General features: G+C 60.7%; 14 protein-coding genes and 1 pseudogene. 8 read left to right on the forward strand and 7 right to left on the reverse strand.

All coding sequences use genetic code 11. The features are described from left to right. Positions 1-10: 10 nt before the first annotated feature. From hpxX to hpxZ, 3 genes are read left to right on the forward strand one after another with little or no spacing between them, the layout of a single operon-like run. Positions 11-199: an oxalurate catabolism protein HpxX gene (hpxX, locus tag ACOTY9_RS08570; protein ID WP_023332649.1), complete on the forward strand. Its 189-nt coding sequence runs from the start codon at positions 11-13 to the stop codon at positions 197-199. Next, positions 196-1593 (forward strand): AtzE family amidohydrolase, encoded by a 1398-nt coding sequence (locus ACOTY9_RS08575; protein WP_348565646.1) that lies wholly within the window; start codon positions 196-198, stop codon positions 1591-1593. The genes hpxX and ACOTY9_RS08575 overlap by 4 nt, the downstream gene beginning before the upstream one ends. Then, entirely contained in the window at positions 1590-1976 is a 387-nt protein-coding gene (gene hpxZ, locus ACOTY9_RS08580) for an oxalurate catabolism protein HpxZ (RefSeq protein WP_047626838.1), read from the forward strand. Before ACOTY9_RS08575 ends, hpxZ begins: the two co-directional genes overlap by 4 nt. A gap of 69 nt (positions 1977-2045) precedes the next feature. Here the strand turns inward: hpxZ and puuE are convergent, their stop codons facing one another. The 3 genes and pseudogenes from puuE to ACOTY9_RS08595 all read right to left on the reverse strand — a co-directional run bounded on the left by puuE (position 2046) and on the right by ACOTY9_RS08595 (position 4453). After that, positions 2046-2945, reverse strand: a complete 900-nt coding sequence (gene puuE / locus ACOTY9_RS08585; protein ID WP_226882748.1) for an allantoinase PuuE — start codon at positions 2943-2945, stop codon at positions 2046-2048. Continuing rightward, positions 2866-3737, reverse strand: a pseudogene (locus ACOTY9_RS08590) (aspartate/glutamate racemase family protein); the annotation flags it as partial. The pseudogene ACOTY9_RS08590 and the gene puuE, both read right to left, overlap by 80 nt. Further along, entirely contained in the window at positions 3737-4453 is a 717-nt protein-coding gene (locus tag ACOTY9_RS08595) for a GntR family transcriptional regulator (protein WP_014883286.1), read from the reverse strand. The pseudogene ACOTY9_RS08590 and the gene ACOTY9_RS08595, both read right to left, overlap by 1 nt. Positions 4454-4597: 144 nt before the next feature. Here ACOTY9_RS08595 and ACOTY9_RS08600 point away from each other — a divergent pair, with 144 nt between their 5' ends. Continuing rightward, positions 4598-6094 (forward strand): NCS1 family nucleobase:cation symporter-1, encoded by a 1497-nt coding sequence (locus ACOTY9_RS08600; protein WP_023332644.1) that lies wholly within the window; start codon positions 4598-4600, stop codon positions 6092-6094. Between the two features lie 107 nt (positions 6095-6201). Continuing rightward, positions 6202-7518, forward strand: coding sequence for a guanine deaminase (gene guaD, locus ACOTY9_RS08605; RefSeq protein ID WP_348565647.1), 1317 nt, complete (start codon positions 6202-6204; stop codon positions 7516-7518). Here the strand turns inward: guaD and uraH are convergent. Together uraH and uraD are read right to left on the reverse strand one after the other, a co-directional pair. After that, complete coding sequence (gene uraH, locus ACOTY9_RS08610; RefSeq protein ID WP_023332642.1) at positions 7498-7821, reverse strand: hydroxyisourate hydrolase; 324 nt, start codon at positions 7819-7821, stop codon at positions 7498-7500. The genes guaD and uraH overlap by 21 nt on opposite strands. Continuing rightward, positions 7818-8318, reverse strand: a complete 501-nt coding sequence (gene uraD, locus ACOTY9_RS08615; RefSeq protein ID WP_348565648.1) for a 2-oxo-4-hydroxy-4-carboxy-5-ureidoimidazoline decarboxylase — start codon at positions 8316-8318, stop codon at positions 7818-7820. The genes uraH and uraD overlap by 4 nt, the downstream gene beginning before the upstream one ends. Positions 8319-8557: 239 nt before the next feature. On the opposite strand from uraD, the gene hpxO reads away from it, so the two are divergent. Genes hpxO through ACOTY9_RS08630 form a run of 3 tightly spaced genes read left to right on the forward strand, consistent with a single transcriptional unit; the run spans position 8558 to position 11709 of the window. After that, positions 8558-9712: an FAD-dependent urate hydroxylase HpxO gene (gene hpxO, locus ACOTY9_RS08620; RefSeq protein ID WP_348565649.1), complete on the forward strand. Its 1155-nt coding sequence runs from the start codon at positions 8558-8560 to the stop codon at positions 9710-9712. Positions 9713-9727: 15 nt separating this feature from the next. Continuing rightward, positions 9728-10762, forward strand: coding sequence for a molybdenum cofactor-independent xanthine hydroxylase subunit HpxD (gene hpxD, locus ACOTY9_RS08625; protein ID WP_014883280.1), 1035 nt, complete (start codon positions 9728-9730; stop codon positions 10760-10762). A gap of 11 nt (positions 10763-10773) precedes the next feature. After that, positions 10774-11709: a PDR/VanB family oxidoreductase gene (locus ACOTY9_RS08630; protein WP_048996924.1), complete on the forward strand. Its 936-nt coding sequence runs from the start codon at positions 10774-10776 to the stop codon at positions 11707-11709. A 132-nt stretch (positions 11710-11841) separates the two neighbouring features. Here ACOTY9_RS08630 and ACOTY9_RS08635 read toward each other — a convergent pair whose 3' ends face one another. Both ACOTY9_RS08635 and ACOTY9_RS08640 read right to left on the reverse strand, forming a co-directional pair. Then, a complete protein-coding gene (locus ACOTY9_RS08635) occupies positions 11842-12441 on the reverse strand; it encodes a DJ-1/PfpI family protein (protein ID WP_014883278.1) in 600 nt (199 codons plus the stop codon). 22 nt (positions 12442-12463) lie between these two features. After that, the gene (locus ACOTY9_RS08640; RefSeq protein ID WP_023332637.1) at positions 12464-13654 is read right to left on the reverse strand and encodes a glycoside hydrolase family 88 protein; all 1191 of its coding nucleotides are present in this window, start codon (positions 13652-13654) and stop codon (positions 12464-12466) included. Between the last annotated feature and the right edge of the window lie 3 nt (positions 13655-13657).

Consider the following 13657-nt stretch of genomic DNA (forward strand, 5'->3'; position numbering starts at 1 on the left):
GGAGAGAATAATGACGACACAACAACCCGACTGGCATGCCTATCTCGCGCAAATGGAGACCGTTCTTGGCGTGACGCTGGATGATGCCCGCCGCGCCGAGCTACAGGTACAGTTCAGCCGCATTGCCAGCATGGCCGCTCCATTGATGGCGCTGCCGCTCGATGACCGTCTGGAGATCGCAGGAGTGTATAAAGCATGACGCTACACGAGATGAGTATCAGCGCAATCCAGCAGGCGCTGAGTGCGGGCGAGCTGAGCGCCCATGAGATTGCCCGTCAGACGCTGGAGGCGATAGCGCGCGTGAACCCGCAGATCAACGCCTGGACCGCCGTGACGGAAGCGCGCATGCTCGCCGAGGCCGCGAATATCGACACCCTGCGCCGCGAAAAGCGCCCCCTGCCACCGCTGGCGGGCGTGCCCTATGCGGTGAAAAACCTGTTTGACGTTGCCGGGCATACTACCCTCGCCGGGGCCGAGCTGTTCAGCCAGCGCCCTCCCGCGGCCACTGACAGTTTTGCCGTACGTCAGCTGCGTAGCGCGGGCGGGTTACTGACCGGGATGGTGAATATGGATGCCTACGCCTACGGCTTTACCACCGAAAACAGCCACTACGGCGCGACGAATAACCCGCACGACCTGACGCGCATCGCGGGCGGTTCGTCCGGCGGTTCAGCCGCCGCCGTGGCCGCCGGGCTGGTGCATTTTTCGCTCGGCACCGACACCAACGGCTCCATTCGCGTTCCGGCATCCCTGTGCGGGATTTATGGCCTGAAACCCACCTTTGGCCGCCTGTCGCGATCCGGTAGCCATCCGTTTGTGGCGAGTCTGGATCATATCGGGCCCTTTGCCCGCCGCGTGTGCGATCTGGCGTCGGTGTACGACGCGCTGCAGGGGCGCGATACCCGCGACGGTTTTCAGGCAGAACGCTCGCGCGAGGAGACGCGTCCCCTGCTCGAACGCGGTCTGGACGGCCTGCGCTGCGCTGCGCTTGGCGGCTACTTCACCACCTGGTGCGACACGGAGGCCCGGGACGCCGTAGCGCGGGTGGCGAAGGCCCTCGACGTGCAGGAGGAGCTGCAGTTCCCCGACGCCGGGCTGGCGCGCTCCGCGGCGTTTATCACCAGCGCCTCGGAAGGGGGTAACCAGTACCTGCCCGCGCTTCGCCGCGAGCCTGAGCGTTTTGAACCCCATTCCCGCGAACGGCTTCTGGCAGGCGCGATGATCCCTTCCGCCTGGTATATTCAGGCCCAGCGGTTTCGCGCTCAGGCGCGTCAGGCGTTCAACGCCTTGTTTGAACAAGCCGATGTCCTGATCGCCCCCGCAACGCCGCGTAGCGCCACGCGGATCGGTGAGCAAACCATGGAGATTAACGGTCAGCCGCTGCCCATTCGCGCCAGCATGGGCATGCTCACTCAACCGATTTCGTTCCTGGGTTTGCCGGTGACCACCGTTCCGCTACGCACCGCCCGGGGTATGCCGATTGGCCTGCAGCTGATTGCCGCGCCGTTTAACGAGCAGGCCTGCCTGCGCGTCGCGCGCGTGCTGGAAGAGAGTGGCATCACCGATGCCCGCCCGGCGGAGGTGGCGGCATGATCAATCACGATGATATTAACCTGCCGTGGGTGGTAGCCGAAGTGACGGCGGCGTTTTACCGCTATGAAGATGCGCTGGTGAGCAACAACATTACCGTGCTGGATGAACTGTTCTGGCACGACAAAAATACGGTGCGTCTGGGGGCAGGTGAAAACCTGTACGGCATTGAAGAAATCCGCGCCTTTCGTGCGGCGCGCCCGTCAGCCGGGCTGGCGCGAACGTTGCGTCACACCGTCATCACCACCTTCGGGGAGAATTATGCCGTGTGCAGCACCGAGTTTACCCGTGAAGGTAGCGAACGCATCGGCCGCCAGCAGCAGACATGGGTGCGGTTTGCCTGTGGGTGGCGGATCGTGGCGGCGCAGGTGAGTTTGATGTCATAACGCGACCGGGCAGGCGACGTCCTGTAGGCCGGGTAAGGCGCAGCCGCCACCCGGCAAAACATCGCACAATTATTTCAGAAACGGATGCACCTCCCGCCAGTGGTCGGCAATCTGCTGGCGGGAACAGACCCACACCTGCTCATGCTGCTGCACGTAATCCAGGAACCGCTGTAGCGCGCGAAAACGCCCCGGCCGCCCCAGCAGGCGGCAGTGCATGCCGATAGACATCATTTTCGGCGCGCGCTCCCCCTCCTCGTACAGCACGTCAAAACTGTCCTTCAGATACGTATAAAACTGCTCGGCGGTGTTAAACCCCTGCGCGGTGGCAAAGCGCATATCGTTAGCATCCAGCGTATAGGGCACAATCAGGTGCGGTTTACGGGTCCCGTCGCTACAGGCCACTTCCGTCCAGAAGGGTAAGTCATCGCCATAATAGTCGCTGTCGTAGTCGAAGCCGCCATGCTCCACGACCAGCTGGCGCGTGTTGGGGCTATCGCGCCCGGTGTACCAGCCTGTGGGCGGTTTGCCAAACAGATCGGTCAGTACGTGCACCGCTTTATGCAGATGCTCGCGCTCCTGGGCGATGTCCATATGCTGATAGTGGATCCAGCGCCAGCCGTGGCTGACCACGTCATAATCCGCCGCCTTAATCGCTTCGACGATTTCCGGATGACGCGCCAGCGCCATCGCTACGCCAAAGACCGTCAGCGGCAGACCGCGTTTTTGAAATTCAGTGTGGATGCGCCAGAACCCGGCGCGGCTGCCGTATTCGTAGAGCGAGTCCATCGACATGTGCCTGTCCGGGTAGCTTGCGGCACCGATGATGTCCGACAGGAACTGCTCGGATCCGGCATCGCCATGCAGAACGTGGTTTTCCGCTCCTTCCTCGTAATTGAGTACAAACTGCACGGCGATGCGCGCCTGATTCGGCCACCGCGCGTGCGGTGGGTTGCCTGCGTAACCGCGCAGATCACGCGGGTAATCCTGTTCAAAAGTCCCCATTGCCACCCCTAAAAATTAAAATGGATTCAGTGCCTGAAATTGTCCGCTTAACGCTTTATTTTCCGGGAAGGCCAGATCCCCGTGCTTGCTGGTCGACAGCCCCAGCGCCACCAGCGACTCCACCATCTTCACCGCCGCGCTGACGCCGTCGATAACCGGCACGCGCAGTTCGCGCGTCAGCTCCTGCGCCAGCGTCGCCATGCCGCCGCAGCCCAGCACGATGGCCCCGCAGCCATCCTCTTTCAGCGCCTGTATACAGCGCGCGCGCACCTTTTCCTGCGCCAGACCGCTGCCGTCTTCCAGCGCCAGCACCGGGAGATCGATGGCATGCAGCGCCGCGCAGTGGTCCTGAAAGCCATACTGATGCAGCAGATGGCGGGCGATAATCAACGTGCGCGGCAGCGTGGTGACCACCGAAAAGCGCGTCGCCACCAGCGTCGCCATATGCATGGCGGCTTCAGCAATCCCTACCACCGGCCCCTGGGCCAGCTCGCGCGCCGCCAGCAGACCCGGGTCGCCAAAGCAGGCAATAACGTGACCATCCACGCCCTGCTGTCTGCCGAGTTTGACCTGTTCGAGAACGCCCACGGCAGCAATGGCCTCGTCAAAGTGGCCTTCGATGGACGGCACGCCTGCGGTCGGGCAGACCGCGAGGATTTCCGTTCCCGGTGCAGCCACCGCACGGGCTGCCGCACCGATGGTTTCCGTCATGGCGAGGCTGGTGTTGGGGTTGATCACTTGTATACAGACAGACGACATTACGACTCCTTGTGGCCGGCAAACAGCCGGGCAAAATCAGGCAGACACTCGCCCGCCCGCTCGAAGCAGAGGCTGGCGACGATATGTTCAAAATGGTGCATTAAGGCCTCGCTGAGCGGCTGGAGCGCCTTCTGGCGCAGCAGATCCACCAGCTGTTCGTGATCGTTGCAGCGACAGCCCTGCCGCCACGGCGCACCCCAGGTGGCAATCACCAGCGATGAACGCTGGCTCAGGCCGGTCACCATCTCCGTCAGCACCTGGTTGCCGGAGATGGCCTGTAGCTGAATGTGAAAATTGGCGGAGTGGCGGATCGCCGCCGGGCCGTCATAGGCCTCGTGCGCCTGCTGCTCCTGACGAATAATGGCCTCCAGTGCTGCCAGATGCGGCGGCTGGCAGTGGGCCAGCACGTCCGGCAGATTAGCGACCTCCAGCAGCGCGCGGGTGCGGAAGATGTGCCGCGCCTCTTCTACCGTCGGGCTGGCGACGTGTGCACCACGTTTGGGCGTTAAGGTGACCATTTGCACAGCGGCGAGTCGTTGCAGCACCTTTCGGATGCCGGTACGGCTCACGCCAAACACCTCGGCCAGCGCCTCTTCCGGCAATTTGCTCCCCGGCAGCAACTGATGTTCGACAATTGCGGTCATCAGCGCCTGAAAGATGGATTCGTCTTTGTCATGCAGGTCTGGCGCGGTCTGCAGGCCATTTACGTTGTTCATTCACCACTCCGTGCTTTACCTTTCGTTATCGAATCGTATACATAAAAATAAAATATTGCATACAAGATTTATTATTTTGGCCTGGATCCTGCAACACCGTTTGCACTCCCACTCAACGGGTTTTCATTCACAGGAGCAGGTTTCATGCCAAACAGTCAAAACGCGCAGCAGGGTACGGCCGCTGATTCCGGTGCGGTTTACAGCCCACGTCTTTGCAATGAGGATCTGGCACCCACGCGTGACCAGAACTGGAGCTGGTACAACATCTTTTCATTCTGGATGTCGGACGTTCACAGCATGGGGGGATATGTGGTCGCCGCGAGCTTCTTTACGCTCGGGCTGGCAAGCTGGCAGGTGTTACTCTGCCTGCTGGTGGGGATTTGTATTGTGCAACTGTGCGCCAACCTGGTCGCAAAACCGAGCCAGATGGCGGGCGTGCCCTATGCCGTGATCAGCCGTCAGGCGTTCGGCGTCTTTGGGGCGAACATTCCGGCGGTGATCCGCGGGCTTATCGCCTTTGCGTGGTATGGCATCCAGACCTACCTGGCCGCCAACGCCCTGATGCTGGTGGCACTGAAGTTCTGGCCGTCGCTCTCTTCACTCACCACCGGCGCGTTCCTCGGCCTGTCACATCTGGGCTGGATCTGCTTCGCCATCATGTGGGTATTGCAGGCGATGGTTTTCTGGCACGGGATGAGCGCCATCAAGCGCTTTATTGATATCGCCGGTCCGGCGGTCTACGTAGTGATGCTGGCCCTTGCGGGCTGGATTGTATACAAGACCGGTTTTGACGGGATCTCCTTTACCCTCGCCAGCAAATCCCTCACCGCGGGCGAGCAAACCTGGCAGATGATCACCGCGACCGCGCTGGTGGTCTCCTACTTCTCCGGCCCGCTGCTCAACTTTGGTGACTTCTCCCGCTACGGGAAAAGCATGGGGGAGATCCGCCGCGGTAACCGCTGGGGTCTGCCGTTTAACTTCCTGCTGTTCTCCATCGTCACCGTGGTGATTGTCTCCGGTACCCAGTCGCTGTTTGGCCGCATGATCACCGACCCGATTGAAACCGTCAGCCGTGTGGGTAACGATCTGGCCGTGGCGATTGGCCTGCTGACGATGATCACCGCCACCATCGGGATTAACATTGTGGCGAACTTTGTCTCGCCAGCCTTTGATTTCTCTAACTGCTCGCCGCAGAAGATCAGCTTCCGCACCGGGGGAATGATTGCTGCCGTCGGCTCGATCCTGCTCACCCCGTGGAACCTGTTCAACTCACCGGAGTTAATCCACTACACCCTGGACGTGCTCGGGGCGTTTATCGGCCCGCTGTTCGGCATACTGATTGCCGATTTCTACCTGATTAAACGCGGCAAGGTGTCGGTTGACGACCTGTTCGATGACACGCCAAAGGGCAAATACTGGTATCGCAACGGCTTTAACCCGAAAGCCATCGGCGCGCTGATCCCGTCCGTTGCCGTGGGCCTGGTGATTAGCTTTATCCCGGCCCTGCATGAGGTGGCGAACTTCAGCTGGTTCATCGGCGTCTTCCTCGGCGGCGTGACCTACCGCTGGCTGGCGCGGGAAGATCGCGAGACGGCAGGCGCGACGACGTTTAGCTCCCGCGTGGCAACGCAAAAAGAGTAACCCTTCCCTCCTCCTCTGGCCGCAGCGTAACTGCGGCCCGTTCATTCTGGCACTGTTCTTGCTGCGCTTTCTCACCCCGCTACGCAAACACGAAGGCAGGAACCATGATGGAATACCATACTGCGATACGCGGTACATTTTTTGACATTGCCCAGGTCTGCGACAGCGCAGACACCATTGCCGAACACGCGCGCTACCTTGAGGACGGGCTGCTGTTTATACAGAACGGAAAAATTCTGGCGCACATGCCCTGGCAGGAGGGCGAGCAGTATCTTGACCCCCACAAAGGCTACACTGACCTGCGCGGCAAGCTGCTGCTGCCCGGTTTTATCGATACCCATGTGCATTATCCGCAAACGGAGATGATCGGCGCCTTTGGCGAGCAGCTGCTGGAGTGGCTGACCACCTATACCTTCCCGGTGGAGAGCCAGTTTGCCGATGAAGCCTACGCGAAAGAGATCGCCGAATTTTTCATTAACCAGCTGGTGAGCAATGGCACCACCACCGCGCTGGTGTTCTGCACGCTGCATCCGGAATCGGTCGAGGCTCTGTTTACTGAGGCGCTGCGCCTCAACATGCGCCTTATCGCCGGGAAGGTGATGATGGACAGACACGCGCCGGACTACCTGAGCGAGGACGCGAAACAGAGCTACCGGCAGACGCGCGAGCTGATCCAGCGCTGGCATCACCGGGGGCGGCTGGGCTATGCCATTACGCCACGCTTTGCCCCGACGTCATCCCCCGAGTTGCTCGCCGCGGTCAGCCTGCTGAGAGAGGAGTTTCCGGATACCTGGCTGCAAACCCATCTGAGCGAAAACCCAAACGAAGTGGCCTGGGTGAACGACCTCTGGCCGGAGCATGAACGCTATCTGGACGTGTATCACCACTACGGCCTGACCGGCGAGGGCAGCGTGTTTGCCCACGCCATCCACCTGCACCACAGCGAGTGGCAATGCCTGCATGACACCGGTTCGGCGGTGGCGTTTTGCCCCACCTCGAACCTGTTTCTCGGTAGCGGGCTGTTTCGCCTGCCCGCCTGCTGGCAGCACAGAGTGCGGATGGGCATCGGCACTGACGTGGGCGCGGGCACCACCTTCAGCATGCTGCGTACCCTGGGGGAAGCGTACAAGGTGGGTCAGCTCCAGAGCTACCGTCTCCGCGCCAGCGAGGCGTTTTATCACGCCACGCTGGGCGGCGCGCACGCCCTCCGGCTTGACGAGAAGATTGGCAACTTCACGCCCGGCAAAGAGGCGGATTTCGTCGTCATCGACCCGGACGTAACGCCGCTGCAGCGCCTGCGCAATCGCCGCTGCCAGGACATTTACGAGCAGCTCTTTGTGCTGATGACCCTGGGCGATGAGCGCAACATCAGCGAAACCTGGGTCAACGGCGTGCAGGTGTGGTCAGCTGCCCCGGTAGGTTGACCAGCCGCCGGGCGCAATCACAAACGGCAGATGGAAATGCTCGTCTGCCGATTCTCCCGTCACAAACTCAATCTGCGCGCAGGGATAGATCGTCTCGCGGCCTGTGTCGCTAAACCACTTACCGATTTCGGCCACCAGCCGGTAGCGGCCTTTTGCCAGGTTCGGGACGAATTCTGTGATGCGCCCACTGGCGTTCGTGACGCCAGTCGCCATGATCTCCCCGTCCCGCTCAAGATGAACCGTCACGCCCTCGGCGGGTTTCCCCGTTGAAATATCGAGAATATGGGTGCTGAGTGTGCTCATTCGCTAATGACTCCTTCCAGCCGCAGCAGCGTAATTTCCCGCAGCTGTTCCAGCGCGGTCAATACTTCCTGCGTATCGTTGTTTTCCAGCCGCGCGTTCAGCGCCTGTAAGATCTCTTCTCCGCTGCGGCCCTTCGCGCGGATAAGAAAGACCCGTCCGAAACGGGCTTCATAGCGGGCGTTTCCTTCCCGTAACGCCTGCGTCAGGGCAGCATCGCGGTCATTCACCGCGCCCTGTTCCTGCCGCGACAGTGCTGCCTCCGCCTGGGAACCCGCTGGCTTTTCCCCGATACGCGGATGGGCGCTCAGGGCTTGCGTTAACGCCGTCTCATCCCAGCGTTGCGTCAGCGCCAGTGCCGTACTGAACACGTCTTCCCGGCGGGAAAAGGGCCGCCCGCGCACCAGGGCTTCAGCCCAGCCGGGGATCGCCACGCAGGGGTGGAGTAGCGCGAGAGCCTCTTTCTCAGGAAGCCAATTAAAGTCGTGCAGTGCGATCATAGTATCTCCTTGATTATCCTCTTTCAGGTCATTGCACAAACCACGCCACTCCTTGCCTGAGCGTGAAACAGTTGATTCCGTATAGCTCAACTGGAAATTTTTGATTCAAAAAAAGGCAAGCTCACCGCGTCTGTGCACCTTAGCAGTGCAAACCTGCCCTTCTCAACGCCGTTTTCATCCCTTTGCAGCCTGGTACGCAAATTGCTGAATGGCTTTACACCCTGCAAAAGGAGAGAAGCATGAAAGCAATCGTTATTGGTGCGGGAATTGGCGGCCTGAGCGCCGCTGTTGCGCTGAAGAAAGCGGGCATCGACTGTACCTTGTTTGAAGCCGTCAAAGCGATCAAGCCCGTCGGGGCGGCCATCTCCATCTGGCCTAACGGCGTGAAATGCATGCAGCACCTCGGCATGGGCGACATCATCGAGACGTACGGCGGGCCGATGCGTTTTATGGCCTACAAAGATTACCGGCGCGGCGATACCCTGACCCGCTTTAGCCTCGCGCCGCTGGTCGAGCGCACCGGCGGGCGTCCCTGCCCCGTCTCGCGCGCGGAACTTCAGCGCGAAATGCTGGACTTCTGGGGGCGCGATAACGTGCAGTTTGGCAAGCGCGTCGAACGTGTCCGGGAAGATGACGCGGGCGTGAGCGTCACCTTCACCGATGGCACCGCGGCAACCGGGGATTTTCTGATTGCCGCCGACGGCAGCCACTCGGCGGTTCGTCCGTATGTGCTGGGTTATACGCCGGAGCGCCGCTACGCCGGTTACGTGAACTGGAACGGGCTGGTGAAGATTGATGAAGAGATTGCCCCGGCGCACCAGTGGACCACCTTCGTTGGTGAGGGCAAACGCGTATCGCTGATGCCCGTCTCCGGCGGACGCTTCTACTTCTTCTTTGACGTGCCGCTCCCTGCGGGTCTGGCAGAAGATCGCACCACCCTGCGTGCCGATCTCACGGGCTACTTCCGCGGCTGGGCGCCGCCGGTGCAAAAGCTTATCGCCGCGCTCGATCCTGACACCACTAACCGGATTGAAATCCACGACATCGAACCGTTCGATACCCTGGTGCGCGGCAACGTCGCGCTGCTTGGCGATGCCGGGCACAGCACCACGCCGGATATCGGCCAGGGCGGCTGTGCGGCGATGGAAGATGCCGTGGTGCTGGGCGAATGCCTGCGAGAGAACCACAACATTACGCTGGCGCTGCGACAGTACGAAGCGCTGCGCTGCGACCGGGTGCGTGACCTGGTGCTGAAGGCGCGCAAACGCTGCGACGTCACCCACGGCAAAGACATGACGTTGACGCAGGCCTGGTATCAGGAGCTGAAAGAGGAGACCGGGGAGCGCATCATCAACGGTCTGTGCGAAACCATTCAGGGCGGCCCGTTAGGCTGAACAAGAGGGACAACGATGAAAAGAGAACCGACTCCACCCGCCCACTGTACCTTTGAGCCAGAGGACTGGCTGCGCCTGGCGAAATGCTGGCATCCGGTTGCACGCGCCTGCGACATCGGCCCGGCACCGGTTAAAGCAACCCTGCTGGATGAACAGCTGGTCATTTATCGGATTAACGACCAGGTCGTGGTCGCCCGGGATGTCTGTCCGCACCGCGGCGTGCCGCTGACGCTGGGCTTTCACGATGAGCACGGCATTATTTGTCCGTACCACGGCTTACGCTTCGGAGAGGACGGGCGCTGCAACCGTATCCCGTCCAGCCCCGACCAGCCCGTTCCGGCGAAGCTGAACCTGATTAACTACGCCGTGGAGGAGCGCTTTGGCCTGATCTGGACCTGTCTGGCCTTTGACCCGGACAATCCGGTACCGCTGCCCGCCATGCCGCACTGGGATGACGACGGATTCCAGCAGATTAACTGCCCGGCGTTCGAGGTGAATGGCTTCGCCGGTCGCCAGGTGGAAGGATTTCTGGACGTGGCGCACTTTGCCTGGATCCACACCGATACCTTTGCCGATCCCAATAATCAGCTGGTTCCCACCTATCAGCCGCAGGAGACGCCGTTCGGTTTCGTGGCCGATTACTGGAGTTCCGTGAGCAACTATCCCGCCAGTTCAGACGTCCAGGCTCCGGAGGGCTTCCAGTGGCTGCGTCATTTTGAAATGCATCTGCCGTTTACCGCCACGCTGACGATCCATTTCCCGGGGGAATCCCGACTGGTGATTATGAACGCCGCGTCGCCGGTATCATCGCGGGTGACCCGGATGTTTGCCCCTATCGCGCGCAACTTCGATCTGCATATTCCGGTGGAAGATGTGCATGCCTTCAATCTGCGTATTTTTGAAGAAGACCGTCTGATGGTCGAAACCCAGCGCCCGGAAAGCCTGCCGCTGGATTTGACGCTGGAAGCCCATATCCCGGCGGATAAAAGCTCGATTGCCTACCGTCGGGGACTGAAAAAGATGGGATTCGGCGAATTTTTCCTGGTATGACGGAGGCCAATATGTTGAGCGTTATCGTTGATGGGTTGTGGCGTGAGGGGGATAAAAGCCTCGCCGTCAGGCTGGTGGCGGAAAACGGCGCCGCGCTACCGGCGTGGCAGCCCGGCGCGCATATTGATGTGCACCTGCCCTGCGGCCTGGTGCGCCAGTATTCCCTGACCGGAGCCTGTGAGGACGAAGGGTATCTTATCTGCGTGGGGCGCGAAACCGCCTCGCGCGGCGGGTCGCGCTACGTTCACGAGACGCTGCGGCCTGGACAGAAACTCACGATCTCCACCCCACGCAATCTGTTCCCGCTCGTTCAGGCAGAGCGGGTTTTACTCCTGGCTGCGGGCATTGGCATTACGCCGCTGTTTGCGATGGCCCTGCAGCTGAAGGCGGCCGGAACGCCGTTTACGCTGCATTATTACGTTAAAAATCGCGAAAGCGCGGCGTTTGTTCGGGAACTCTCAAAGTACGGTGAGTGCATCATTCATACCCTCAGCCCCCGCTCAGCGCTGGCAGAACATCTCCCCATACCGGAAGCGGGACTGCATGCCTGGGTGTGCGGACCTGCGGGTTTTATGGAGAAAGTCCGCAATGTGGCAACGACGAAGGGATGGGATAACGCCCACATTCACAGCGAGGCGTTTCAGCCTGCTGCGCCTGCCGCTGGTCATGAAACCGGCGAGATCTTTACCGTTAAACTGGCCTCCACCGGGGAGCGCTGGCCGGTGCCTGCGGATAAAACCATTGCCCAGGTCTTACAGGCAAACGGCGTAGACGTACCGCTGTCCTGTGAAATGGGGATCTGCGGCGCCTGCCTGACGCCGGTGATTGACGGCGTGGTGGATCACCGGGACAGCGTGCAGTCGGAGGCGGAAAAAGGCGCAACAAACCAGCAGGTGGCGCTGTGCTGCTCGCGGAGCCATTCGGGGGAGCTGGTGATTGGGCTGTAAAACGACATCAACATTTTAGCGGCCCTTCTTGCCGGGTGGCGCTGTGCTTACCCGGCCTACAATCCGTAACAATATCAATATATTGCACTATTCATTGTAGGCCCGTGCAAGCGTAGCGCCGCCGGGCGAAACTCACACATCGCTTTTTGCCAGCCCGTAAACGGGATCGCTATCCTGCCACGCGTACTCAATATGGCTGGCCTGCTCGCGCGCCAGGGCATCATCGCCCTGTAATCGCGCCGCCAGGGTAAAGGCGAAATCAAATACGTTACCCAGGCCGCGACCGCTCAGCAGATTGCCGTCTTCCACCACCTCGGCATCGACGTACCTGCCCTCGCTGACTGTTTTCCACAGATCGCCGGAACAGACGTAGCGGCGCCCCTTCAGCAGCCCGTTACCGCCCAGCACACGGGCGGCGGCGGAACAAATCGGGCAGATATATTTGCCCATTTCATCGTGGCGGCGGACGAAGGCGATGACCTCCGCGCTTTTCGCCAGGTTAACGCTGCCCTCCGGGCCGCCCGGTAACACCACGGCGTCAAAGGTGCAATCGAAACTGGCCTTCAGGGTGCTGTCCGCCACCATTGAGATGGCGTGATAGCTCACCACTTCGCGGCTCTCGCCGCAGGCAATCGTCTGCACCGTAATATTCAGGCGACGCAGGATATCAATGGTGACGATCGCTTCCCCCTCTTCAAAACCGGGGGCTAATAGCACGGCTACGCTTTTCATTTTGCTCTCCATGGCTTCAGGGTTACCAGTACGGGTGCCAAATCTGTCGCAGCCGCGCCAGCAGCTCGAGATAGAAATAGTCTCCCCAGCTACAGCACTGATCGACCCCCTTGCCGCTGCCCATATGATAAACCGAGTGTTGCAGCAGCCCTTCGGTCGGATCGTCGTCGTGGGCAAGGTAGTTATCGGTCAGCGACAGCGCAATACGCAGCGCCATCTCTTCGTAATACGCACGGTTTGCGTCGAGCGTCGGCAGCGCCTTGACCAGCTCCAGCAGACCGCAAGCGGCAATCGCCGCCGCTGAACTGTCGCGCACGGCGTCGGTGCCGAGCAGCGCCAGATCCCAGTGGCACACATCATCTTCCGGCAAACGGTTGAGGAAGTAATGTGCCAGGCTGCGTGACAGCTCAACCATCTGCTTATCGCCGGTGTGCTGATAGCTGAGCAGGAAGCCGTAAATGCCCCATGCCTGCCCGCGCGACCAGCACGAGGTGTCGCTGTAGCCCTGATGGGTATTACCAAAGCGCGGCTCACCCGTCTGGACATCCATATAGTATGTATGATACGTCGAGGCATCTTCCCGCACGATATAGTTCGCAGCCTGTCCGGCGTGAGCCGTCGCCGCTTGTGCATAGCGCGGATCCCCGGTCTGTTCGCTGGCCCAGTACAGCAGCGGCAGGTTCATGTTGCAGTCGATGATCATTCGCCCCTGCTGCTCCGGGTCGTTTAAATCACCCCATGCCTGGATAATCCTGGCCGTTGGGTTAAAACGCTCCATCAGGCGCTCGGCTGCCAGCAGCGCCGACCGGCGAGCGGCTTCGTTGCCGGTGAGGCGCCAGGCGCTGATGCAGGAGAGCGAATAGAGAAAACCAAGATCGTGCGTTGCCGTGTCGATACGCTGCTCAATACGCCGGGCGAACGACGGTAAATAGCGCTCGGCGGCGTCACGATAATGCGCTTTGCCCGTCATCTCCCACGCCAGCCACAGCTGGCCTGGCCAAAAACTGGTGGTCCATTCCACGTTATCGGTGCGCGGCCAGACGCCCTTCTCACAGGCTTCGCCGGGGAATTTATCGCCGAAGGCAACAATATTTTTGTCGAGCTTGCGCGTTACGCGGGTTAACGCCGCTTCCAGCTTCTGGCTCAGGGCCAGGCGATCGACCTGATGCAGTTCGATCGGCCGCAGCGCTTCGGTGATAACAGATTTGGTCATAAC

This window comes from Enterobacter cloacae complex sp. SHL012 (genome assembly GCF_049237505.1).
Classification (GTDB): Bacteria; Pseudomonadota; Gammaproteobacteria; order Enterobacterales; family Enterobacteriaceae; genus Enterobacter; species Enterobacter kobei.

What these genes read in the sequence shown, in the direction of transcription:
- hpxX (WP_023332649.1), top strand. Translation starts at nt 11, where the DNA reads ATGACGACACAACAACCCGACTGGCATGCCTATCTCGCGCAAATGGAG.
- ACOTY9_RS08575 (WP_348565646.1), top strand. Translation starts at nt 196, where the DNA reads ATGACGCTACACGAGATGAGTATCAGCGCAATCCAGCAGGCGCTGAGT.
- hpxZ (WP_047626838.1), top strand. Translation starts at nt 1,590, where the DNA reads ATGATCAATCACGATGATATTAACCTGCCGTGGGTGGTAGCCGAAGTG.
- ACOTY9_RS08595 (WP_014883286.1), bottom strand. Translation starts at nt 4,453, where the DNA reads ATGAACAACGTAAATGGCCTGCAGACCGCGCCAGACCTGCATGACAAA.
- ACOTY9_RS08600 (WP_023332644.1), top strand. Translation starts at nt 4,598, where the DNA reads ATGCCAAACAGTCAAAACGCGCAGCAGGGTACGGCCGCTGATTCCGGT.
- guaD (WP_348565647.1), top strand. Translation starts at nt 6,202, where the DNA reads ATGGAATACCATACTGCGATACGCGGTACATTTTTTGACATTGCCCAG.
- uraH (WP_023332642.1), bottom strand. Translation starts at nt 7,821, where the DNA reads ATGAGCACACTCAGCACCCATATTCTCGATATTTCAACGGGGAAACCC.
- uraD (WP_348565648.1), bottom strand. Translation starts at nt 8,318, where the DNA reads ATGATCGCACTGCACGACTTTAATTGGCTTCCTGAGAAAGAGGCTCTC.
- hpxO (WP_348565649.1), top strand. Translation starts at nt 8,558, where the DNA reads ATGAAAGCAATCGTTATTGGTGCGGGAATTGGCGGCCTGAGCGCCGCT.
- hpxD (WP_014883280.1), top strand. Translation starts at nt 9,728, where the DNA reads ATGAAAAGAGAACCGACTCCACCCGCCCACTGTACCTTTGAGCCAGAG.
- ACOTY9_RS08630 (WP_048996924.1), top strand. Translation starts at nt 10,774, where the DNA reads ATGTTGAGCGTTATCGTTGATGGGTTGTGGCGTGAGGGGGATAAAAGC.
- ACOTY9_RS08635 (WP_014883278.1), bottom strand. Translation starts at nt 12,441, where the DNA reads ATGAAAAGCGTAGCCGTGCTATTAGCCCCCGGTTTTGAAGAGGGGGAA.
- ACOTY9_RS08640 (WP_023332637.1), bottom strand. Translation starts at nt 13,654, where the DNA reads ATGACCAAATCTGTTATCACCGAAGCGCTGCGGCCGATCGAACTGCAT.